General features: G+C 73.5%; 16 protein-coding genes. 12 read left to right on the plus strand and 4 right to left on the minus strand.

Features of this window, described 5'->3' with window-relative positions:
• Nucleotides 1-102 precede the first annotated feature (102 nt).
• The 3 genes from aceE to KZQ38_RS31415 all read left to right on the plus strand — a co-directional run bounded on the left by aceE (nucleotide 103) and on the right by KZQ38_RS31415 (nucleotide 6,534).
• Complete coding sequence (gene aceE, locus KZQ38_RS31405) at nucleotides 103-2,850, plus strand: pyruvate dehydrogenase (acetyl-transferring), homodimeric type (RefSeq protein WP_219447329.1); 2,748 nt, start codon at nucleotides 103-105, stop codon at nucleotides 2,848-2,850.
• A 319-nt stretch (nucleotides 2,851-3,169) separates the two neighbouring features.
• Nucleotides 3,170-5,179, plus strand: a complete 2,010-nt coding sequence (locus KZQ38_RS31410) for a substrate-binding domain-containing protein (RefSeq protein ID WP_219447331.1) — start codon at nucleotides 3,170-3,172, stop codon at nucleotides 5,177-5,179.
• Between the two features lie 89 nt (nucleotides 5,180-5,268).
• Complete coding sequence (locus KZQ38_RS31415) at nucleotides 5,269-6,534, plus strand: ABC transporter substrate-binding protein (protein ID WP_219447333.1); 1,266 nt, start codon at nucleotides 5,269-5,271, stop codon at nucleotides 6,532-6,534.
• A 16-nt stretch (nucleotides 6,535-6,550) separates the two neighbouring features.
• Here KZQ38_RS31415 and pnuC read toward each other — a convergent pair whose 3' ends face one another.
• Together pnuC and KZQ38_RS31425 are read right to left on the minus strand one after the other, a co-directional pair.
• The gene (gene pnuC / locus KZQ38_RS31420; protein WP_219447335.1) at nucleotides 6,551-7,171 is read right to left on the minus strand and encodes a nicotinamide riboside transporter PnuC; all 621 of its coding nucleotides are present in this window, start codon (nucleotides 7,169-7,171) and stop codon (nucleotides 6,551-6,553) included.
• A gap of 580 nt (nucleotides 7,172-7,751) precedes the next feature.
• Complete coding sequence (locus KZQ38_RS31425; protein ID WP_257902641.1) at nucleotides 7,752-8,996, minus strand: alpha/beta fold hydrolase; 1,245 nt, start codon at nucleotides 8,994-8,996, stop codon at nucleotides 7,752-7,754.
• Nucleotides 8,997-9,898: 902 nt separating this feature from the next.
• Between KZQ38_RS31425 and KZQ38_RS31430 the strand changes: the two genes are divergently transcribed.
• The 5 genes from KZQ38_RS31430 (at nucleotide 9,899) to KZQ38_RS31450 (ending at nucleotide 14,690) form a co-directional block, all read left to right on the plus strand.
• On the plus strand, nucleotides 9,899-11,083 hold the full coding sequence (locus KZQ38_RS31430; protein WP_219447338.1) for a PucR family transcriptional regulator: 1,185 nt from the start codon (nucleotides 9,899-9,901) through the stop codon (nucleotides 11,081-11,083).
• 176 nt (nucleotides 11,084-11,259) lie between these two features.
• On the plus strand, nucleotides 11,260-12,183 hold the full coding sequence (locus tag KZQ38_RS31435) for an ACP S-malonyltransferase (protein ID WP_219447340.1): 924 nt from the start codon (nucleotides 11,260-11,262) through the stop codon (nucleotides 12,181-12,183).
• Entirely contained in the window at nucleotides 12,180-13,157 is a 978-nt protein-coding gene (locus KZQ38_RS31440; RefSeq protein WP_219447342.1) for a beta-ketoacyl-ACP synthase III, read from the plus strand. The genes KZQ38_RS31435 and KZQ38_RS31440 overlap by 4 nt, the downstream gene beginning before the upstream one ends.
• 61 nt (nucleotides 13,158-13,218) lie before the next feature.
• A complete protein-coding gene (locus KZQ38_RS31445; protein WP_219447344.1) occupies nucleotides 13,219-13,458 on the plus strand; it encodes an acyl carrier protein in 240 nt (79 codons plus the stop codon).
• Nucleotides 13,455-14,690, plus strand: coding sequence for a beta-ketoacyl-[acyl-carrier-protein] synthase family protein (locus tag KZQ38_RS31450; protein WP_219447345.1), 1,236 nt, complete (start codon nucleotides 13,455-13,457; stop codon nucleotides 14,688-14,690). Before KZQ38_RS31445 ends, KZQ38_RS31450 begins: the two co-directional genes overlap by 4 nt.
• 53 nt (nucleotides 14,691-14,743) lie before the next feature.
• Here KZQ38_RS31450 and KZQ38_RS31455 read toward each other — a convergent pair whose 3' ends face one another.
• Nucleotides 14,744-15,316 carry a hypothetical protein gene (locus KZQ38_RS31455; protein ID WP_219447348.1) on the minus strand — a complete coding sequence of 191 codons (573 nt, stop codon included), beginning with the start codon at nucleotides 15,314-15,316 and terminating at the stop codon, nucleotides 14,744-14,746.
• Nucleotides 15,317-15,804: 488 nt separating this feature from the next.
• On the opposite strand from KZQ38_RS31455, the gene lanKC reads away from it, so the two are divergent.
• The 4 genes from lanKC (at nucleotide 15,805) to KZQ38_RS31475 (ending at nucleotide 21,972) form a co-directional block, all read left to right on the plus strand.
• Nucleotides 15,805-18,330: a class III lanthionine synthetase LanKC gene (lanKC, locus tag KZQ38_RS31460; protein ID WP_219447350.1), complete on the plus strand. Its 2,526-nt coding sequence runs from the start codon at nucleotides 15,805-15,807 to the stop codon at nucleotides 18,328-18,330.
• Between the two features lie 33 nt (nucleotides 18,331-18,363).
• A complete protein-coding gene (locus KZQ38_RS31465) occupies nucleotides 18,364-18,528 on the plus strand; it encodes a SapB/AmfS family lanthipeptide (RefSeq protein ID WP_219447351.1) in 165 nt (54 codons plus the stop codon).
• Nucleotides 18,529-18,682: 154 nt separating this feature from the next.
• Nucleotides 18,683-20,275, plus strand: a complete 1,593-nt coding sequence (locus KZQ38_RS31470) for an ATP-binding cassette domain-containing protein (RefSeq protein WP_219447352.1) — start codon at nucleotides 18,683-18,685, stop codon at nucleotides 20,273-20,275.
• Nucleotides 20,275-21,972, plus strand: a complete 1,698-nt coding sequence (locus KZQ38_RS31475) for an ABC transporter ATP-binding protein (protein WP_219447353.1) — start codon at nucleotides 20,275-20,277, stop codon at nucleotides 21,970-21,972. Before KZQ38_RS31470 ends, KZQ38_RS31475 begins: the two co-directional genes overlap by 1 nt.
• A 48-nt stretch (nucleotides 21,973-22,020) precedes the next feature.
• Here the strand turns inward: KZQ38_RS31475 and KZQ38_RS31480 are convergent, their stop codons facing one another.
• Nucleotides 22,021-22,524 (minus strand): DUF3145 domain-containing protein, encoded by a 504-nt coding sequence (locus KZQ38_RS31480; protein ID WP_219447354.1) that lies wholly within the window; start codon nucleotides 22,522-22,524, stop codon nucleotides 22,021-22,023.
• Nucleotides 22,525-22,557 lie beyond the last annotated feature (33 nt).

Genomic DNA, 22,557 nt, shown 5'->3' on the forward strand with positions numbered 1-22,557 from the left:
CGCGCGAGGGACACGATCCAGAACTACTCACCGGTAGCGGTGCGGGGATCGGGCCGGCCGGGTGACGATGGGAGTCAGCGAACCCCGGAACGAGGAGATCCCTTGAGCCCCCAGAACACTCCCGAGCGGGTGCATGTCATCCGTGACGGCCTCGCAGCCCACCTCCCGGACATCGACCCGGAGGAGACCGCGGAGTGGCTGGAGTCCTTCGACGCCGCGCTCAAGGGCGGCGGCCAGTTGCGCGCCCGGTACCTGATGCTGCGCCTGCTGGAGCGGGCCCGGGAGAGCAACATCTCGGTACCCGCGCTGACCAGCACGGACTACGTCAACACCATCCCCACCGAGCGGGAGCCGTGGTTCCCCGGCGACGAGGAGGTGGAGCGCCGCTACCGCGCCTGGATCCGGTGGAACGCGGCGATCACCGTGCACCGCGCCCAGCGGCCCGGGGTGGGCGTCGGCGGCCACATCTCCACCTACGCCTCGTCCGCGAGCCTCTACGAGGTGGGCTTCAACCACTTCTTCCGGGGCAAGGACCACCCCGGCGGCGGTGACCACGTCTACATCCAGGGCCACGCCTCCCCCGGCGTGTACGCGCGGGCGTTCCTGGAGGGCCGGCTGACCACCGAGCAGCTGGACGGCTTCCGCCAGGAGTTCTCCCACGCGGGCCCCGGCGGCGGCCTGCCGTCGTACCCGCACCCCCGGCTGATGCCGGACTTCTGGGAGTTCCCCACCGTGTCCATGGGCCTCGGCCCGATGAACGCGATCTACCAGGCGCGGTTCAACCGCTACCTGCACGACCGCGGCATCAAGGACACCTCGCAGCAGCACGTGTGGGCCTTCCTCGGCGACGGCGAGATGGACGAGCCCGAGTCGCGCGGCCTGCTCCAGATCGCCGCCAACGAGCAGCTCGACAACCTGACCTTCGTGGTCAACTGCAACCTCCAGCGGCTCGACGGCCCGGTACGCGGCAACGGCAAGATCATCCAGGAGCTGGAGTCGTTCTTCCGCGGCGCGGGCTGGAACGTCATCAAGGTCATCTGGGGCCGCGAGTGGGACGCCCTGCTGCACGCCGACCGCGACGGCGCACTGATCAACCTGATGAACCAGACGCCGGACGGCGACTACCAGACGTACAAGGCCAATGACGGCGCGTACGTCAAGGAGCACTTCTTCGGGCGCGACCCGCGCACGAAGGAGCTGGTCGCGCCGATGACCGACGACGAGGTGTGGAACCTCAAGCGCGGCGGTCACGACTACCGCAAGGTCTACGCGGCCTACAAGGCGGCCACGGAGCACCAGGGCCAGCCGACGGTCATCCTCGCCAAGACCATCAAGGGCTACGGCCTGGGCCCGCACTTCGCCGGGCGCAACGCCACGCACCAGATGAAGAAGATGACCCTGGAGGACCTGAAGCTCTTCCGGGACAGCCTGCGCATCCCGATCGCGGACGCGGACCTCGACCCGTACCTGCCGCCGTACTACCACCCCGGCCAGGACGCGCCGGAGATCCAGTACCTCCAGGAGCGCCGCCGCCAGCTCGGCGGGTACGTGCCGGAGCGCCGCACCAAGTCCAAGGCGCTGGTGCTGCCGGGCGACAAGGTCTACGAGGCGGTCCGCCGCGGCTCGGGCAAGCAGGAGGTCGCCACGACGATGGCGTTCGTCCGGCTGGTCCGCGACCTGGCCAAGGACCCCGAGATCGGCGGCCGGATCGTGCCGATCATCCCGGACGAGGCACGCACGTTCGGCATGGACTCGATGTTCCCGGCGCAGAAGATCTACAACCCGAACGGCCAGCTCTACACGTCCGTGGACGCGCAGCTCATGCTGGCGTACAAGGAGTCCGAGCAGGGCCAGATCCTGCACGAGGGCATCAACGAGGCCGGTTCGACGGCGTCGTTCACGGCGGCGGGCACGTCCTACGCCACGCACGGCGAGCCGATGATCCCGATCTACATCTTCTACTCGATGTTCGGGTTCCAGCGGACCGGCGACGGCCTGTGGGCGGCGGCGGACCAGATGGCGCGCGGCTTCGTGCTGGGCGCGACGGCGGGCCGCACCACGCTCACCGGCGAGGGCCTCCAGCACGCCGACGGGCACTCGCTGCTGCTGGCGCACACCAACCCGGCCGTGATCGCCTACGACCCGGCGTGGTCGTTCGAGGTCGCGCACATCGTGCGGGACGGCCTGCGGCGGATGTACGGCGAGAACGCCGAGAACGTCTTCTACTACATCACCGTCTACAACGAGCCCTACCAGCAGCCGGCCGAGCCGGCGGGCCTGGACGTCGAGGGCCTGCTCAAGGGCCTGTACCGCTACCGCGAGGCGTCCGGCACGGGTCCGCGCGCGCAGGTGCTGGCGTCCGGCGTGGCGATGCCGTGGGCGCTCAAGGCGCAGGAGCTGCTGGCCGAGGACTGGGGTGTGCAGGCCGACATCTGGTCCGCGACGTCCTACTCCGAGCTGCGGCGCGAGGCGGTCGAGGTGGACCGCCACAACCTGCTGCACCCCGACCAGGAGCCGCGCGTCCCGTACGTCACGCAGGTGCTGTCCGACGTGGCGGGCCCCGTGGTCGCGGTGTCCGACTGGATGACGGCCGTGCCGGACCTGATCCGCCCGTACGTGCCGACCGACATGACGACGCTGGGCACGGACGGCTTCGGCTTCTCCGACACCCGGCCGGCGGCGCGGCGGCACTTCCTGGTGGACGCCGAGTCCGTCGTGGTCGCCACGCTGGCGGCGCTGGCCAAGCGCGGCGAGATCCAGCAGTCGCTGGTCGTGCAGGCGGCGCGGAAGTACCGCATCGACGACGTGAGCGCGGCCGGGCCGTCCACCACGGACGCCGGGCTCGCCTGACGGGTGACATCGGGAACGGGACTCCACTCGATCGAGTGGGGTCCCGTTCGCTTTTTGCGGACTTCGCCGGCCGGGGACGCTCTTACGATCGGCCCATGGCTCCGCAGGGTGACGGGACGGGGCCGTAGAGGCCCCTCAGAGCCGCGTGGCGGCCGTGCGGCGGCAAGCGCGGGTAAGGGGACCGGAGAGGTGATCCGGGGCGGTAGGCGGGCCGGACGGCCGGCTTCGGTGTGACACGGGCCATAGAATGGTGCGGAAGACTCCGACGAGGGGGGCAATGGGGACGCCGCGGCCCGCGGTCCACCGGACGATGTTGGCGGTGGACGTCTCGGGCTTCGGCGCGCTCGACCGCAACGTGCAGCAGGCCGTGCGCAACGGCCTGTACCGGGCGCTGGAGTCGGCGTTCACCGAGTGCGGCATCCGGTGGGACGACGAGTGGGACGGCACCTACCACGAGGATCGCGGCGACGGGCTGTTCGTGCTGGTGCCCGCCACCGTGCCGAACGCACGCGTGGTGAGCGCGCTGCCGCACGTCCTGGTCGGCGAGCTGCGCAGGCAGAACGCGGTGCTGCCGCCGGGCGGCGCGATCCGGCTGCGTGCCGCGATCACCTCGGGCGAGGTCCTCAACGACGGCAACGGCGTCATGGGCGACGGGCTGGTGCTCGCGTTCCGGCTGCTGGACTGCGCCGCCCTGCGCGACGAGCTGCGCAGGCGGCCCGGCGAGCTGGCGCTGATCGTGTCCGACCGGTTCTACCGGGACGTGATCGACAACGACCCCGCCTGCGACCCGCTGTCGTACCGGCGGGTGGACGTCGCGGTGAAGGAGGTGCGCGACACCGCGTGGATCACCCGGCCCGACCACCCGCCCGCCGTGGCGGCGCCGAAGCGGTCCTGGTTCGCCCGGCCCGTCCTGCGGCGCCTGCGGTGGAGCCTGCCCGCGCTGGTGGTGCTGCTGGCGGCGCCGGTGTCGTGCGACGCGCTGCTCGCCACGCCCGTGCCCACGCCGCCGTGCCCGGACCCGGTGCAGCTCAACGTGTTGACGTCGGCGGAGAAGGCGGACGTGGTCGGCGCGCTGGCGGTCGACTTCGAGGACGCGTCGCGGTCGTTCGAGGACGCCGGCGGCTGCAAGCAGGCCGACGTGCACGTGGCGGTCGGGCCGTCCGAGCGCTCGGTGGCGGCGCTCGGCCGCGGCTGGCCGGACGGCGACGTGGCGGCGCTCAGCCCGGAGCCGCACGTGTGGCTGCCCGACACGTCGTGGGAGGTGGCGGAGACCCGGCAGGTGCTGGCGGCGGGCGGGCGCGACGACGTGGTGCTGGTCGACCGCGGCCCCGTCGCGCACTCGCCGCTGGTGCTCGGCGTCACGCCCGACCGGGCGCGGGAACGGGTGTTCCAGTGGCACGACCTGGCCGCCTTCCGCCCGCTGGGGCCGGTCGACGCGGCCGACAGCGGCGCGGGCCTCGCGGCGGCGGCGGCGTTGGCGCACGCCGCGCTGGGCGTCACCGCCCTCGGCGGGCCCACGCTGGGCGGGCCCGACGTGGTGCGGCGGCTGCGGGAGGCCGCGTTGCGCACCGCGCGCGACCCCGTCGACCCGTGCCCGGCGGCCGGGGTCGCCGTTCTCGGGTCGGAGAAGGCCGTGCGTGACCTGACGTGCCTCAAGCCCCTGTACCCGGCGGGCGGGACGCTCGACCTGGACCACCCGTTCGTCGAGGTGCGGCGGACCGACCGGCCGAACGCGCGGCGGGAGGCGGTCGCGGGCGCGTTCCACGCGTTCCTGGTGGACGGGCCCGCGCAGGCCGTGCTGCGGCAGGCCGGGTTCCGGGACCGCGGGTGGGTGGTCGCGCCGCACGACGACATCCGCCCCAAGCCGCCGCCCGAGCTGGCCCTCACCGTCGACGCGGCCGGTGTGCGCGCGGCGTGGGAGGCGGCGCGCGCGCTCACCCGGGTCGTGGTCGCCGTCGACGGGACGGACCGGGCGGCCGTGTTCGCCGACCGGCTCACCGCGCTGGTCGGCGAGCACGGCGACGTGCGGCGGATGACCTACGCGCCCGCCGACCTGCCGCGCGTCGTGGAGCGCGCGGTCGGCGAGCACGGGGCCGACCACACGGTCGTCGTGGTCGTCGGCGGCACGCCGCCCGCCGCCACGACGCAGCCCGCCGTGTCGGCCGCGCAGGTCACCGTGCTCGGCGTCGGGTTCACCGACCGCCCGTGCACGGCGGCCGACCAGCTCGGCGCGTTCCAGGCGTCGTACCGGGGCGGCTGCTACACCGAACCGGACGTGGACCGGGCCGTGGACCGGGTGGCCGAGGGGTTGTGGGGAGCGCATGGCTGAACCGGTGGATTTCGCGGTGTGCGAGGGGTCGTGGGAGCGCATGGCTGAACCGGTGGGTTTCGCGGTGTGCGAAGGATTGTGGGGAACGCATGGCTAAACGACTGGCGTTGGCGGTGCCGGTGGGATTCGCGGTGTGCGCGGTCGCCGCGGTGCTCAGCGCCGCGTTCGGCGCGCACGTGGAACCCGCGCGCGGCGCGACCGGCCGGATCACGTTCGTCGACGCGCAGGACCTGTCCGCCAACCGGCGGATCAAGCAGCGGGTCGAGGAGTGGAACGCCCACGCCCGGAGGCACGAGCAGGTCACCTACGTGTCGCTGCCGACGCCCACCGACGCGTACCGGGCGCAGCTCGTGGCCCGCGCGCAGGACCTCGCCGGCGCGCGTGGCGACGTGCGGTCCCGGTGCTACGACGTGGTGGCGCTGGACGCGGTGTGGACCGCCGAGTTCGCCGAGGCGGGCCGCCTCGCACCGCTGCCCCGCGAGCAGTTCGACGTCGACCGCTTCCTGCCCGCGTCCCTGGAGTCCGCCACCGTCGACCGGCGGCTGTGGGCGGTGCCGTGGCGTGCCGACGTGGGGGTGCTCTACTACCGGTCCGACGTGCTCGCCGCCGAGGGCGTCGGGCCCCCGACGTCGTGGCCGGAGCTGGAGCGGATGGCGCGCGACATCGCGCCCCGGCACCGGCTGCACGGGTACGTCGGGCAGCTCGGCCGGTACGAGGGGCTGACCGTCAACGCGCTGGAGGCGGTCTGGGCGCACGGCGGCGACGCCACCGCCCTCGACTCGCCGGCGGCCAGGGCGGGCGTCGAGATGCTGGCCCGCGGGTTGCGGGACGGCTGGATACCGCAGGACGCGCTGAACCACACCGAGTCCGAAGCGCTGGCCGAGTTCTCCGCCGGGCGCGCGTTGTTCATGCGCAACTGGCCGTACGCGCGGGAGCAGCTCGCCGCGTCGCCGTTGAGCGGGTCGTTCGGGATGGCGGCGCTGCCGGGGCACGCCGCGCTGGGCGGGTGGAACCTCGCCGTGTCGCGGTGCTCGGCGCACCAGGCGACCGCGTGGGCGTTCATCCACCACCTGACCACCGACGACGTCGAGCGCGCGCTGCTGGAGCAGGGCGGTTACCCGCCGACGTTGCGCGCGCTCTACGACGACCCGGCGTTGAACGCCCGCCTCCCCCACCTGACGGTCCTGCGAGCGGCGTTGGAGGCGGCCCGCAACCGGCCGGCGACCGCCCACTACGACGAGGTGACGCGGCTCGTGCAGGCCGCCGTGCACAGCGCGCTGGGCAAACCCCAGTCGATCGAGTCCGAGCTGAGACGGCTCGCCGTGGACGTGAAGCGGGCGTTCAGCGGGAGGTGACCCGGGCCGCGAGCGCTCAGGCCGCCGCGAGCGCCGCCCGCTTGGCCTCGCGGTTCCAGTCGATCCAGCCGCGGATCACCAGGAACGCGAACACCGAGTAGACGAGGGCGCTGAAGTACAGCTGCGAGTGGATCTGGAGCGGTACGCCGATCGCGTCCACCACCAGCCAGACCAGCCAGAACTCGACCAGGCCCAGCCCCTGGAGCGCGAACGCCAGCACCGTGCCGACGAAGATCGCCGCGTCCGGCCACGGCGCCCACGACGCGTCCAGCGCGTCCAGGACCAGCGCGAACCCCGACGTGCCGAGCACGAACACGACCCCCACCGCGATGCGCTCGCGGACCGTGCCCTTGCGGACCACGACCCCGAACACCGGGTCCCGCCGACGTGTCCACGCCCACCAGCCGTAGATGGTGATCAGGGCGATCACCACCTGCCGCGCCGCCGTGCCGCCCAGGTGCGCCGACAGGTAGACGACGAAGAGCAGGCTGACGGAGAGGAGCTGCACGGGCCACGTCCACAGCGTCCGCCGCTGCGCCAGGTAGACCACCACCAGCGCGAACACCTGGCCGATGAACTCGGCGTAGGACACGAATTGGCCGAACACCGTGAATCCGTTGTCCACCAGGACGCGCATCGCGGTCTCCCATCCGTCTCTACGCCGGGGAACACCGCCGGGGCGCTCCCGATTCCCAACGTAACGGGTGCCACAGGCGTGTTGGTTGCTCTTTCCCGGGAGGTGGAAGGCGGTGCTCTGAGGTGCGGGTTCGGTGGTAGGGGGTGCGTGGGCGAGCCGGGGCGCGGGGCACGGGTTCGCGGTGGGTGGCCGCGCGGGTGGCTCCGGTCGTGTCGCCGCGCCGAGCGGCTTCGCGCTGGCCCCCTCCAGGCCCTCACCCCACCGCTCCACCGCACCGCCCATCACGCCGTCCCGTCAGCCCCTCGCCGCGCCGCCGACCTCCGCCAACCCCGCCTTGCCGCCGCGCCCCACCGCGCCGTCCCCAATCCACCGCGCCACCGCGCCGCCGCGCCCCACCCCGCCGCGCCCCACCGCGCCGCCGACCCCCGAGTGCACCGCCCCTGGTGAAGCGACCCCACGAAAGGGTGACTGGCGTGGCGCGTCCGCCGTGGACAGTCCAGAGTGGAGCCACCGGTGGGGACCGGGGAGAGGGAAACGCCCGGCGCGCTCAAGGCGTGCCGGGCGTTTCCGTTGCCGGGGGTCAGTGGAGGGGGCCGACCCGCAAGCTGTCCACAAAGGATTGGGCGTTGGCCGGCGCGTCATCGCTCGGCCGCGGGTCGCCGGGGCAGGTGGAGTGGCTGTCCGGCAGCACCCCGTCCACCAGGTAGCGGTCCACGGCGGTGGTCACGCAGCGGTTGCCGCTGCCGTAGAGGCCGTGCTTGCCCTCGTCCACCACGGTGATCAGGCTGTGCCCGAGCCGGGCCGCCATGGCGGGACCGCTCTCGTACTGCGTCTGCGTGTCGCCCTCGGCCTGCACGACCACCCCGATCGGGTACCCCTCGCGCCGTAGCTGGACCGGCGGCTCGGGCGGCGTGAAGCTGCGGAACGTGCACGTCGCCGGCGCGGCGCGGGCCACCCCGAAGCCGTACGGGTAGCGCTCCCGGAAGACCCGCATGTCCTCGTAGTAGGTCTCCAGGTCGGTGGGCCAGTCGGCCTCGCAGACGACGGTGTTGAAGACACCCGGCACCAGCTCGGTCTGCTGGACGTCCGCGAGGAGGTGGAGCGCGGTGGCCGGCGCGGCGGTGTCGAGCCGGCGGACGGCGGTCGCGATCTCGCCCCACAGCGGGCGGAAGCGCGCACCCGTGCCCACCGCGGCGTCGAAGGCGGTCCGGGTGTGCCCGCCGATCGGCTGCGCCACCAGCCGCGCCGCGACCCGCTCCACGCTCGCGATCACCTCGGCGGCGGTCTTGCCCAGGTGGAACTTCGGGTCCCGGGCCGCGACCCACTCGGACCAGGCGTCCACGTTCCGCCGGGTCGCCACGGCTTGGCCCTTCACCTGCTCGCGCCACACCCAGTCCGGGTGCACGGAGGAGTCCAGGACGCTGCGGTCCAGGCGGTCCGGGAAGAGGCTCCCGTAGACCGCCCCGAGGTAGGTGCCGTACGAGTAGCCCAGGAAGTTGATCTTCTGCTCACCCAGGACGATGCGGATGACCTCCATGTCGCGGGCCGTGTTCGCCGTGTTGATGTGCGCCCGGATGCCGCCGCCCGAACGCCGGCACGCGTCCTCCGCCGCCCGCGCCTCGGCCGCCCACTTCGGGAAGTCGGCGTCCGCGGGCCGTGAGTCGGTGATGGTGAACACGGGTGCCTTGCGGCAGTTCAACGCCGTTGACGCGCCCACGCCTCGCGGGTCGAACCCGATCAGGTCGTAGACGGCCGCCGGGGCCGATCGCGCGAAGAAGGCGGGGAGCGTGAGACCGGCCCCACCCGGCCCGCCCGGGTTGAGCATCAGAACGCCCCGGCGGCGGGTCGGGTCCGACGCCTTGAGCCGGCTGATGCGGACGGAGATGTGGTCGGTCCCGGGATTCTGGTAGTTCAGCGGGACGGTGATGTCCGCGCATTCCAGGTTGTTCTCACACGGGGTCCAGGTGGGGTGCTGGGTGGTGTAAGGCGTGAGGTCCGGTGGTGTTCGGGGTGCGGTTGTGGTGGGTGCGGGTGTCGTGGGTGTGGGTGCGGGTGTTGTGGGTGTTGGGGTCTGCGCGGTTGCTGAAGAGGCCGGGAGAAGAGCGGCCATGACGAGCGCGGTGGCGGACAGCAGTGCCGCTGGATGCGGTGAAGCACACCTTCGCACGGGCAACCTCCCAGGGGTGGTGGCGGATGCCATCCGAAGGTAGGGCGGTTGCGTGGGTAGCGTCGGATGATGTCACTCGACCAGGCGGGTGGGTGGTTAAGCGAAAAACAACGCTCGCCGCTTGGCAGACCGCCAAGGAGAACATGTGAAAGCGCCGTCGTGTTCTCCCCGTATGGCCTGGTCAAGACAACCACCCTCGTTCCCAGGGCGCAAACGAAAAGCGTGTTTGCACCCTGGGAACGAGCGCGGTTCGCTGGCGCGCAGGCCATACGGGGAGAACACGACGGGGTGACACCCTGGGTTGGGGAACCCGACCGAACACCCGATTGGGTGCCCCATCTAAGGGATGGACCTGGTAGCGCGAATATGTCCCCGGTCGGGTATTAACCGATCGGGAGCATATCGACCCAACCAGACCTGGCTCGGCCGCCGCGCACCTCGGCAGCCCACACCTCCCCTCCCCACTCCCCTCCTGTTTCACTCCCCCACTCCCCACCCCTGCTCCGCACCTCAACTCCCCATTCGGCTCGGAGGTCGGAGGGGCGTGCGATCGTGGGGGCATGAGCGGGTCTGTGGAGGGAGCGGCGCTTTCGCCGGAGACGTTGCGGATGTTGCAGCGGGCCTCCGGGGAGCTGGCCACCGCCAGCGTTGCCGAGATGGAGGAGCGCCTGCCCTGGTTCCGGCGGATGCCCGCCGCGCAGCGGGCCGGGGTGTTGTTGCTCATCCAGAGCGGTGTCGCGGGGTTTGTTTCCTGGTTGCACGATCCGCAGCAGGCGGTTCGGCTCACGGCCGAGGCGTTCCGGTCCGCGCCCAAGGACATCTCGCGCTGGGTCAGCCTCCGGCAGACCGTGGAGCTGGTGCGGATCGCGCTCGAACTGTTCGAGCACCTGCTGCCGCGGCTGGCCGCCGACGAGGCCGAGCGCGCCCTGCTGACCGAGGGCGTCCTCCGGTACGGCCGGGAGATCGCGTTCTCCGCCGCCACCTCCTACGCCGCCGCCGCCGAGGCCCGCGGCGCGTGGGACGCCCGGCTCGAAGCGCTCGTCGTCGACGGCATCGTGCGCGGCGACGCCGAGGAGTCCCTGCTCTCCCGCGCCACCGCGCTCGGCTGGGACCCGGCGGCCGAGGCCACCGTGCTGGTGGGCAACCCGCCCTCGGACGACCCGCCCGCCGTGGTGTTCGAGGTGCGCAGCCGGGCCGCCCGGATGTCGCGCCCGGTGCTGCTGAGCGTCCAGGGGTCGCGGCTGGTGGTGGTGCTCGGCGGGGAGACCGAGGGCGGTGACGCGCTGGCCCGGCTCGCGGACGCGTTCGGGGCGGGCGCCGTGGTCGCCGGGCCCTCCGTGTCGAGCCTGGCCGACGCCCACCGCAGCGCCAGCGACGCCCTCTCCGGGCTGCGCGCGGTGGTGGGCTGGCCCGCCGCGCCGCGCCCCGTCCGCTCCCTGGACCTGCTGCCGGAACGGGCCCTGGCGGGCGACCCGGAGGCGGAGTGGCAGCTGGTCGACCGGATCGCCCGGCCGCTGGAGGACGCGGGCGGCGCGTTGTTGGAGACCGTGGACGCCTACCTGGAGGTGGGCGGTGTGCTGGAGGCGTGCGCGCGCAAGTTGTTCGTGCACCCCAACACGGTCCGCTACCGGCTGCGGCGGGCGACCGACCTCACCGGGCGCAACGCCAACGACCCCCGGGACGCCCTCGTGCTCCGCGTCGCGTTGTCCGTGGGCCGTCTCGCCCGTGCTCGGGGGCTGTGGTGACCCCCGATCAGGTGTGACCGATCCCATTTGAGGCGTAATGCGACGCCATCGACAACACGGCACGTCGTTCGACGTTCATCTTTGCGTCACGTTTGTAGGAACCCTACAACGGCTGGGTTCGCGTTTCGTCTGTGGCGGCATCCCGTCAACCCGCCGAAAGCGTGTTCAGTGAGCGGGTGATCGCGCTTCTCGCCCCCGGACAGGGTTCCCAGACGCCCGGCATGTTCGTCCCCTGGCTCGACGTCGAGGGGGCCGGGCAGCGCATCGCCGCGTGGTCCGACGCGACCGGCCTCGACCTGCTGCGACTGGGCACCGAGGCGGACGCGGAGGAGATCAAGGACACCGCAGTCACGCAACCGCTCGTGGTCGCGCTGGCGCTGCTCGCCTTCGAGGAGCTGCGCCGCCGCGTGGACCTGCCGGCGGACACCGTCGTGGCCGGCCACTCGGTCGGCGAACTGGCCGCCGCGGCCGTCGCCGGCGTGCTCGACCCGGACGACGCGGTGGCGCTGGCCGCCGTGCGCGGTCGCGAGATGGCCGCCGCCTGCGCGCTCGCGCCCACCGGCATGGCGGCCGTGCTCGGCGGTGACGAGGACGTCGTGCTGGCCCGCCTGTCCGAGCTGGGCCTGGTCGGCGCGAACCGGAACGGCGCGGGGCAGATCGTCGCCGCCGGACCGCTCGCGGCGCTGGACGAACTGGTCGCGAACCCGCCGGAGCGGGCGAAGATCCGCAGGCTCCAGGTCGCGGGCGCGTTCCACACCGAGCACATGGCGCCCGCCGAGGAGGCGTTGCGCGCCCGTGCCGCGGACATCGCGGTGGCCGACCCCGTGCTGCCGCTGCTCTCCAACGCCGACGGGAACCGGGTGACCACCGGTACCGAGGTGCTGGAGCGACTCATCTCCCAGGTGACCCGCCCCGTGCGGTGGGACTCCTGCCAGGCGACGCTGGGCGCCCACGGCGTGTCGGCGGTGGTGGAACTGCCACCGGCCGGCACGTTGACGGGCCTGGCGAAGCGCGAACTGAAGGGCACTCCCACGTTGGCTCTCAAGACCCCCGACCAGCTCGACGCGGTCGTGGCGCTCATCGGGGAGGCCGCCGCATGACCTCCTTCGCCGTCCCCACCGGCTCACCCGGCGCGCGCATCCTCGGCATCGGCAGCTACCAGCCGGAGACCATCGTCAGCAACCACGACCTCGCGCGGACGATGGACACCTCGGACCAGTGGATCCGGGAACGGGTGGGCATCGTCAACCGCCGGTTCGCCAAGCCGGACGAGAAGCTGGTCGACATGGCGGTCGAGGCGGGCGCGAAGGCCGTCGCCGACGCCGGGCTGGCACCGACCGACATCGGCGCCGTGCTGGTCGCGACGTGCACCATGCCGTCGCAGATCCCGAACGCCGCGGCGCAGGTCGCGGACCGCATCGGCGTGACCGGCGCGCCCGCGTTCGACCTCAACGCCGCCTGCGCGGGCTTCTGCTACGCCCTCGCGATGGCCTCCGACCTGGTCCGCGCGGGCACCGCCCGGCACGTGCTGGTGATCGGCGCCGAGAAGCTCACCGACTGGGTCGACCCGGTCGACCGGTCCACGGCGATCATCTTCGCCGACGGCGCGGGCGCGGCGGTCGTGGGACCGTCCGACACCGCCGCGATCGGCGCGGTCGCCTGGGGCAGCGCGGGCGACCTGGTGGACATGATCCAGATCCCCGACCGGCACTCGTTCGTCCACCAGGAGGGCCAGTCGGTCTTCCGCTGGGCCACCACGCAGATCGCCCCGATCGCGTTGCGCGCGGTCGAGCTGGCGGGCATCGAGGTGTCCGATGTGGACGTCTTCGTGCCGCACCAGGCGAACCTGCGGATCGTAGAGGCGATCGCGAAGCGGTTGCACGCCAAGGGTGCGCGTGAAGACCTCGTGATCGCACGTGACATCGTGGACTCCGGCAACACGTCCTCGGCGTCCATCCCGCTCGCGCTGGACCACATGCGCGCGGCGGGCGAGGTGCGCAGCGGGGACGTGGCGCTGCTCGTCGGCTTCGGGGCCGGGCTGTCCTACGCGGGACAGGTCGTCCGACTGCCGTGACCCGACACCAGACTCCGGTGGGACAGCCCAGCCGGCGGGAGCTAGAAGGAAGGGATTTTCAGTGAGCAACGAGGACATCCAGAAGGGGCTCGCCGAGATCGTCGAGGAGGTCGCCGGTGTCGAGGCGGCCGACGTGACGTCCGACAAGTCCTTTGTGGACGACCTGGACATCGACTCGCTGTCCATGGTGGAGATCGCCGTGCAGGCCGAGGACAAGTTCGGCGTGAAGATCCCGGACGACGAGCTGGCCAACCTCAAGACCGTGGGCGATGCGGTCACCTACATCGCCAGCAACGCATGACCACTGGCAACGACGTCGTCGTCACCGGGCTGGGCGCCACGACCCCGCTCGGTGGCGACGTCGCCTCCACCTGGGACGCCCTGCTCGCCGGCCGCAGCGGTGTGATGCCGCTGGACGCCGACTGGGCGGTGAAGTACGAGCTGCCGGTGCGGATCTCCGCGCCGCTGGCCGTCGAGCCCACCGAGGTGCTGCCCCGCGTCGAGGCACGCCGGCTGGACCGCTGCGAGCAGGTCGCGGTGGTCGCCGCCCGCCAGGCGTGGGCGGACGCCGGGCTCGGTGACGACGGCGTCGACCCGGAGCGGCTGGGCGTCGTGGTGGGCACCGGCATCGGCGGCGCGATGACGCTGCTGGGCCAGGACGACCTGATCGAGACCGCGGGCCTGCGCAAGGTCTCCCCGCTGACCGTACCCATGCTCATGCCCAACGGCCCGGCCGCGCACGTCGGCCTGGACCTGAAGGCGCGGGCCGGTGTGCACGCGCCGGTCTCGGCGTGCGCGTCCGGCGCGGAGGCGCTGGCCTGGGCGTGGCGGATGCTGCGCGCGGGCGAGGCCGACGTGGTCGTGGCGGGCGGCGCGGAGGCGTGCATCACCACGATCACCATGGCGGGCTTCATCCAGGCCCGGACCATGAGCACCCGCAACGACGAGCCGGAGCGTGCTTCGCGCCCGTTCGACGTCGACCGGGACGGTTTCGTGCTCGGCGAGGGCGCCGGGATCCTGGTGCTGGAGCGCGAGGAGTTCGCCCGCGCCCGCGGCGCGCGGATCTACGGCAAGCTCGCGGGCATCGGCACCAGCTCCGACGGCCACCACATCACGGCGGCCGACCCGGAGGGCATCGGCCAGTCCCGGGCCATCGCGGCGGCGCTGCGCAGCGCGGGCGTCTCACCCGCCGACGTCGGCCACGTGAACTGCCACGCCACGTCCACCCAGGTGGGCGACGTGATCGAACCGCAGGCCGTGCGCCGCGCGATCGGCGACCACCCGGTGCTGACCGCGCCCAAGGGCCACCACGGCCACCTGCTCGGCGCGTCCGGCGCCGTCGAGGCGATCACCACGCTGCTGTCGGTGCGCGACGGCGTCGTGCCGCCGACCCTCAACCTGGAGAACATCGACCCGAAGGTGCAGCTGGAGGTCGTCACCGGCGAACCGCGCAAGGTCGAGCTGACCGCGGCGGTGAACAACTCGTTCGGCTTCGGCGGGCACAACGTCTCGCTGGTCTTCACCAACGCCTGAGCGATCGGTGCGCCGAGGGCCGCTCCCCAGCGCGGGGAGCGGCCCTTCGTGCGTCAGCAGGCGGTGAACTGCGAGCCCGCGCCCTCGGTGCCGAAGTCGACGCGGAGCGAACCGGACTCCTCCTGCACCGGGTAGACGACGCGCCAGCGGATGCAGTCGGCCTGGAGTTCGGCGGGCGCGTTGGCCAGGTCCTGGGTGCTGACGAACGTCATGAGCACCCGCAGCCGGGTCGGTGACACGGTTTCCACGCGGTGCACGGCGATGGTGCCGTCGTGGGTGGACCGGTAGTCGGCCAGCCAGCGGTCGCGCGGCGTGCGGGTGACCCGTTGGGTGGTCACCGTCCGCGCCCACCGCTCGTACTCGTGGTCGTTGATGGCGTCGAAGTAGCGCTGGAGCAGGTCCCGGACGCGTTCGCCGTCCGGGTGGCGCGCCGCGTCCGGGCTCAGCTGCACGGCGGCGCTGCCGGGCTGCGCGGACCGCGGCACGGCGGACGTGCCGGACGGCACGGCGATCCGCCCGCCCGCCGCCACGGCCGGCCGCTGGTACGCGTCACGCGCCACCAGGCCGGTCGCCGCGGTCACCGCGACGAGCACCAGCACCAGGGGCAGCAGCAGCCGGGACGACACGCGGATCAGGTTGCCACATGCCGCCGAACGCGGGCTTGACCACCCGGACGGACCAGCGGCGGACCCGATCACTGCGGTCCAGACCACTGCCACTGGTTCGAAAAATCGGCGAACCCGAATTCGGGATCCCCTTTCCACCCCCTTTCGGAGCATTACCGGGACCAGCTCGCCGGACCAATCGCCCGATCGGCCCATCGGTGCCACCAATGGCCGACGTCCGCAGTTCTGCGGAATTTAGCGGACCTCCGCAGGTCACCACGTGACCCGACCGGTTCCGTTTAGCTACGGCATTCCGCAGAAACAGTCGGAGCAACGTCAAACCTGGCGAACGGGTGAACCCCACTGCATCCGATACAACCCACCGTGGCCGGATGGCCCTGGTGAGACGCACGAACGGCCCAGTCAACTCCCCGATCTGGCGGATGGCCTTCCGCTGACCGACATGCGGGAATATGCCGGTCCCAAAAAGCGCAAGGAGGCGAATTGACGTGGATCTCCGCTATGAGGCTTACTGCTTCGCGGATCGCCTCTTCTACGACGTGCAAAGCGCCGCGGAAACCGCTCCGGACGATTTTTCCCGGGTGCTGCCCGAGCTGCCCGCAGACTGGGTGAGCAGCGACCTGACCATCTGGCGCTACCTCCAGCCGAAGGACGCGGAGCTGCCGCGGCAGGGCTGGAAGATCCACGTCTCGGCCACCGTGCGCAACGCCGGCGAGGTGCTGCTCGCCGTGCACCGGCACCTGGTGGCGCGCCGCATACCGTTCAAGTACCTGCGCACCCAGGCCATCGTGCTGGCCCGCAACTCGAAGTACGCGCCACGCGAGGCCAGCGGCAAGCTGATCACCGTCTACCCGGCCGACGAGGCGCAGCTGGAGACCACCCTCCGCGAGCTGGACGAGCTGATCGGCGGCAAGCCCGGCGCGTACATCCTCAGCGACCTGCGCTACGGCGCCGGTCCCCTCTTCGTCCGCTACGGCGGGTTCGTGGAGCAGTGGCTGGAGGTCGACGGCAAGCGGGTGCTCGCGATCGAGGGCCCGGACGGCGAACTGGTGCCGGACCTGCGCAAGCCCACGTTCTCCGTGCCGGCGTGGATCACCCCGCCCGCGTTCCTGGCCGAGCACGTCGCGGCGCGGGCGGCGGGCGACGCCGAGGCGTTCCCGTACCGCGTCACGCAGTCGCTGCACTTCTCCAACGGCGGCGGCGTGTACCGGGCGACCCGCAAGTCCGACGGCGTCGACGTGGTGCTCAAGGAGGCCCGCCCGCACGCCGGGCTGGACCGCGACGACGTGGACGCGGTCACCCGGCTGCGCCGCGAGCACGACATCCTCACCCTGCTGCGCGGCGTGCCCGGCGTGCCCGCGGCGCACGAGCACTTCACCGCGTGGGAGCACGAGTTCCTGGCGATGTCGCCGGTGCCGGGCAGGCCCATCGGCCAGTGGCTCGGGCAGCACTACCCGCTGACCCACCACGAGGTCGGCGACGTCACCGGGTACGCGCGGCGGGCGATGGCGATCGTCGCGGCCGTCGAGCGCATCGTCGCGGCCGTGCACGCGCGCGGCGTCGTGTTCGGCGACCTGCACCCCCTCAACGTGCTGGTGGACGACGACGACTCGGTCTCGCTGATCGACTTCGAGCTGGCGTCGCGGGTCGAGGAGGGCCGCAAGCCGACGCTGGGCTCACCCGGTTTCCAGGCGCCGCCGGACCGGTCCGGGTTCGAGATCGACGAGTTCGCCCTGGCCGCGCTGCGCCTGTACGTGTTCCTGCCGCTGAACGCGGTGGTCGAGCTGGCGCCCGCCAAGCTGCGGCACCACGTCGAGTTCATCCGCCGCCGGTTCGACCTGCCCGCCGACTACTGCGACGGGATCACGGCGGTGCTGACGCCGCGCGTCGACCCACCCGCCCCGGTGTCGACGCCGCTGGACGAGCCCGCGCCGGACTGGGCCGTGGTGCGCAAGTCGGTGGCCGTCGCCATCCTCGCCTCCGCCACGCCGCACCGGCTGGACCGGCTGTTCCCCGGCGACGTCGAGCAGTTCGAGGTCGGCGGCGCGTGCTTCGCGCACGGCGCGGCGGGCGTGCTGCACGCCCTGCACGTGGCGGGCGAGGGCCGCTACCCCGAGCACGAGCGGTGGCTGCTGGACTCGCTGCGCCGCGACCCGCCCAAGGAAGCGGGTTTCTTCACCGGCGCGCACGGCATCGCGCACGTGCTCGACGAACTCGACTACCGCGACGAGGCCGACGAGCTGGTCCGCGCGTACGCCGACCTGCTGCCCGGCATCGGCGACCACGGCCTGAGCGCCGGGTTGTCCGGCATCGCCCTGAACCTGCTGCACTTCGCGCGTTCCCGGGACGACGGCGCGCTCGCCGAGCAGGCGCTCACCGCTGGACGGCGGCTGACCGACGCGCTCGCCACCGCGCCGCCGCCCGGCGACAAGGCCCGCGCGGGCCTGCTGCACGGCTGGTCCGGGCCTGCCCTGCTGTTCGTCCGGCTGCACGGCCTGACCGGCGACCCGGTGTGGCTGGAGCACGCGGAACGCGCGCTGGAACGCGACCTCGCCGAGTGCATGACCGCGCTGGACGGCTCCACCCAGGTCCGCGACGGCAACTTCCGCACCCTGCCCTACGTCGGGGTGGGCAGCGCCGGCATCGCGTTGGCGCTGCACGAGTTCGCGCGGGTCGCGCCGGACGCCGACTGCGCGGCCCGGCTGCCGGAGCTGCTCGGCGGGCTCACCGGCGAGTTCGTCATCCAACCCGCGCTGGTGCTCGGCCGGGCGGGGCTGCTCGCCGTGCTGGCCCACGCGGGCGGGCCGCGGGCCGCCGTCGACCGGCACCTGGCGGCGCTGGCCTGGCACGCCGTGCCCTACCAGGGCGGCACCGCGTTCCCCGGCATCCAGCTCCGCCGGCTGTCCATGGACCTCAACACCGGTGGCGCGGGCGTGCTGCTCGCCCTCGCCACCGCGCTGGACGGCACGCCCGTGCTGCCGTTCCTCGAAGCCCCGGCCCGCGAGGGCCGGTAGCAGTAACGGTTCCCCCGATCGAAGGAGTCCGACATGGAGTTCATCCTCGACCTTCAGGACCTGGAGACCCCCGAGGTCCAGTCCAACGCGATGGCCAGCGGCGGCAGCAGCGGCGGTGGCGGCGGCAGCACGACCGCGTCCAACGCCTCCCTGCTGCTCCCGTGCAGCCACTCCACCGTGAGCCTCATCCTCTGCTGACACACCGGCGGATGAGCACGGGGTGAGCGGCGCAGGCGAAGTGCGCCGCTCACCGACCTCGCGAGGGTCCGGCGACGGCCACCCCGGGCGCACACCCGGGACGGCCGGAGCCGGGCCCTCGCCCATGATGCGCCACCGACCCGCTGGAGCCCCGATGTTGTTGAGATCGGTCGTGCTGCGCGACCCGCGCTGGCTGCTGCTCGCGGTGAACGCGCTGCTCGCCACGGCGGCGGGCCTGCTGCTGCCCGCGGCGCTGGCGGGTGCGGTGGACGCGGCGCTCGGCGGGCGGCTGGACCCGCCCGCCGTGCTGCGGCTGGTGGCGTTGGCGGGCGTGGAGCTGATCGGCGACGCGATCGGCGTCGTGCTGGCGGCGGCGATCACGGCACGCGGCACGGCGTGGCTGCGGCACCGGCTCACCACGCGGCTGCTGGCGCTGGGCCACCCCGGGCGGTTCGAGGCCGGTGACGCGGTGAGCAGGCTGACCGGCGACAGCGCCATCGCGGGCGGGTTCGCCGTGCTGCTGGTGAACCTGGGCATCTCGCTGCTCACGGCGGTCGGCGCGGTGACGGCGCTGGCGCTGCTGGACTGGCGGCTGGCCGCGGTGTTCCTGCTCAGCGTGCCGCTGGCGCTGCTGCTGGTGCGGTCGCACCTCCGGCTGACCGCCGACGACGTGGCGACCTACCAGGAGGTGTCGGGCGAGCTGTCCGCCCGGCTGCTGGACGCGGTCGGCGGGTTGCGCACCATCGCCGCCGCCGGCCGGGCCGACCAGGAGGCCGCGCGGGTGTTGCGCCCGCTGCCCCGGCTCGCGGCGGCGGGCGTCGGCATGTGGCGCACGCAGGCGCGGATGATCTGGCGGGCGGGGCTGCTGCTGCCCGCCGTGGAGCTGGCGGTGCTGACCGCCGCCGGGTTCGGCGTGGTCGCGGGTCGGTTGAGCGTGGGCGACGTGCTGGCCGCGCTGGGCTACGCGGGCCTCGGCATGGCGGTCGTGGGTCAGGCGCAGGTGCTGACCGCCGTGCAACGCGCGCGGGCCGCCGCGGCGAGGGTGGCCGAGGTGCTGGACGCCGAACCCGCGCCGGCGCCCGCGCCCGCCGACGCGCCGCCGGGCGTGGTGGAGCTGCGCGGGGTGTGCGTGCCGGGCGCGCTGCACGACGTGGACCTGGTGGTGCCCGCCGGGGCGTGCGTGGCCGTGGTGGGCCGTTCGGGCAGCGGGAAGTCGGCGTTGGCGGCGGTGATCGGCGGGCTGACCGCGCCCGCGTCCGGGCAGGTCGCCCGGGGCGGCTCCGTGGGTTACGCGTTCGAGCGGCCCGCGTTGCTCGGCGGGACCGTCGCGGACGGCGTGGGTTACGGCGTCACGCCGGACCGGGACCGGGTGGTCGCCGCGTGCCGGGCGGCGCAGGTGCACGACGTGGTGGTGCGCCTGCCCGACGGCTACGACACGCCCATGGCGGACGCGCCGCTGTCCGGGGGCGAGGCGCAGCGGCTCGGGCTGGCGCGGGCCGTCGTGCGCGACCCGCAGGTGCTGGTGCTGGACGACGCGACGGCCAGTTTGGACACCGTCACGGAGTCCACCGTGGAGCACGCGCTGGCGTCCGCGCTGCCCGGCCGCACCAGGGTCGTGGTGACGCACCGGGCGGCGACCGCGCGCCGCGCGGACCTCGTGGTGTGGCTGGCGGGCGGTCGGGTGCGCGCGGTGGACGCGCACCGGTCGTTGTGGGAGGACGCGGAGTACCGGGCGGTGTTCGGCTGATGGGACCGTACTTCCGGGCACTGGCCGGCCGGCGGCGGGCGGTGCTGGCGCTGCTGGGCTGGTCGGTGCTGGAGGGCGTGCCGGCGTTGCTGTCCGGGCGGCTGGTCGGGTTGGCCGTGGACCGGGGGTTCGCGGTCGGCGACGTGCGCACCGGGGTGGCGTGGCTGGTGGCGTTCGCGGTCGTCGCGGTGCTCGGCGGTTTCGGGTTGCGGCAGGTGTTCACGCGGCTCGGCGACGTCGTCGAACCACTGCGTGACGCGCTGGTCACGACCGTGGTGCGCGGTGTCCTGCATGACGGCCGCGCACACCGCCGGCGGCCCGACGCGAGCGCCGTCGCGCGGATCACCCGGCACGTGGAGGTGGTGCGCGACGCGACCGCCGGGCTGCTCGTGCAGGCCCGCGCGTTGCTGGTGACCACGACCGCCGCGCTGGTCGGCCTGGCCACCACGGTGTCCTCCGTGGCGTGGCTGGTGGTGCTGCCCGTGGTGGCGGCGCTGCTATTGTTCGGCGCCCTGCTGCCGTCGCTGGCGCGCGGCCAGCGCGCGCTGGTGCTGGCGGACGAGGGCGCCGCCGAGGCCGCGGGCGCGGTGCTGCTCGGGGTGCGCGACGTCGTGGCGTGCGACGCGCGGGACCACGCCGCGGCGGACGTGCGGCGGCAGGTGGACCGGCAGGCGCGGGCGGCGGTGCGGGTGGCGTGGGCGTCCGCGCTGCGCGGCGCGGTCATCGGGGTCGGCGGTTTCCTGCCGCTGGCGCTGCTGCTGGTGCTCGCGCCCGGCATGGTCGCGCGCGGCGCGCTGAGCGCGGGCGACGTGCTGGCCGCCGTCGTGTACCTGGGCACCAGCGTGCAGCCGGCGTTGCGCCGGCTCGCGGACACCACCAGCACGGTCGTGCTGCGGCTGGCGGTCGCGTTGCGCCGGCTCGCCGAGGTCGCGCCGGACGTGCCGCCCGCGGGCGACCTGGTGCCCGACGGCGGCGGCGTGGAGCTGCGCGGCGTGACCTTCGGGTGGGGCGAGCACGCCGAGCCCGTGGTGCGTGACCTGGACCTGGCGCTGCCGCCCGGCACGCACCTCGCCGTGGTCGGCCCGAGCGGCATCGGCAAGTCGACGCTCGCGAGCCTGGTCACCGGCCTGGTCGAGCCGCGCGCAGGCGTCGTCCTGCTCGGCGGCGCGCCGGTGCGGCTGGTGCGGCCGGCGGAGCGGAGCAGGCGGATCGCGCTGGTGCCGCAGGAGACGTACCTGTTCACCGGGACCGTGCGGGAGAACCTGGCGTTGTTCGCGCCGGACGCGTCGGACGACGAGCTGCTGGCGGCCGTGGCCGCGGTCGGCGCGGCGGACGTCGTGGACCGGCTCGGCGGGTTGGCGGGCGAGGTCGGTCACGCCGGTGGCGGGTTGTCCGCGGGCGAGGCGCAGCTGCTGGCCGCGGCGCGGGTGTACGCGTGCCCGGCGGACGTGGTGGTGCTGGACGAGGCGACGTCCAACCTGGACCCGGCGGCGGAGGCCGTGGTGGAGCGGGCGTTCGCCGCGCGGGGCGGGGTGCTGGTGGTGATCGCGCACCGGCTGTCGTCGGCGCTGCGGGCCGACCGGGTGCTGGTCATGGACGGCGGCGCGCCGCTGCTCGGCTCGCACGACGAGCTGATGGCGGGATCGGCCGCGTACGCCGAGCTGATGGCCGCCTGGCAGCCGGTCTCGGCGGGGTGAGCGGGCGGCCGGCCCCCGGCCGCGTCCGGTGTGGACGCGGCCGGGGGCTCAGCCGACGCGGTGCAGCCAGGTGACGGGCGCGCCGTCGCCCGCGCGCCGGAACGGTTCCAGGGCGTCGTCCCACGCCGCGCCGAGGATCTCGTCAACGCCGTGCGCGAACGACTCGCCGCCGCGGCTGCGGGCGGCCAGGGCCCGCAACTGGTCCTCGGAGACCACGATGTCGCCGTTCGCGCTGGTCCGGGCGTGCCACAGGCCGAGCACGGGCGCGAAGCAGTAGCGGACGCCGTCGACTCCCGGGCTCGGGTCCTCGGTGACCTCGAAGCGCAGCATCGGCCACGCGCGCAGCGCGGCCACGAGTCGGGCGCCGGTGCCGGCGTCGCCGGACCACGCGCACTCGGCGCGCAACTGGCCCGGCGCGGCGGGCTGCGCCGCCCACTTCAGGTCCGCCCGTTCGCCGAGGGTGCCCGAGATCGCCCACTCGACGTGCGGGCAGACCGCAGACGGCGACGAGTGGACGTAGACCACGCCACTGGTGCTGCCACGGGTGCTCATTGCTGACCTCCGCTACTCGACGAGGGACGTCTT

The sequence above is a fragment of the Saccharothrix obliqua genome, from assembly GCF_019375475.1.
In the GTDB taxonomy this organism is placed as follows: Bacteria; Actinomycetota; Actinomycetes; order Mycobacteriales; family Pseudonocardiaceae; genus Actinosynnema; species Actinosynnema obliqua.

Coding starts and splice junctions, on each gene's coding strand:
- KZQ38_RS31415 (WP_219447333.1), top strand. CDS start 5,269: ATGGCTAAACGACTGGCGTTGGCGGTGCCGGTGGGATTCGCGGTGTGC.
- pnuC (WP_219447335.1), bottom strand. CDS start 7,171: ATGCGCGTCCTGGTGGACAACGGATTCACGGTGTTCGGCCAATTCGTG.
- KZQ38_RS31425 (WP_257902641.1), bottom strand. CDS start 8,996: ATGCTCAACCCGGGCGGGCCGGGTGGGGCCGGTCTCACGCTCCCCGCC.
- KZQ38_RS31430 (WP_219447338.1), top strand. CDS start 9,899: ATGAGCGGGTCTGTGGAGGGAGCGGCGCTTTCGCCGGAGACGTTGCGG.
- KZQ38_RS31440 (WP_219447342.1), top strand. CDS start 12,180: ATGACCTCCTTCGCCGTCCCCACCGGCTCACCCGGCGCGCGCATCCTC.
- KZQ38_RS31450 (WP_219447345.1), top strand. CDS start 13,455: ATGACCACTGGCAACGACGTCGTCGTCACCGGGCTGGGCGCCACGACC.
- KZQ38_RS31465 (WP_219447351.1), top strand. CDS start 18,364: ATGGAGTTCATCCTCGACCTTCAGGACCTGGAGACCCCCGAGGTCCAG.
- KZQ38_RS31470 (WP_219447352.1), top strand. CDS start 18,683: ATGTTGTTGAGATCGGTCGTGCTGCGCGACCCGCGCTGGCTGCTGCTC.
- KZQ38_RS31475 (WP_219447353.1), top strand. CDS start 20,275: ATGGGACCGTACTTCCGGGCACTGGCCGGCCGGCGGCGGGCGGTGCTG.
- KZQ38_RS31480 (WP_219447354.1), bottom strand. CDS start 22,524: ATGAGCACCCGTGGCAGCACCAGTGGCGTGGTCTACGTCCACTCGTCG.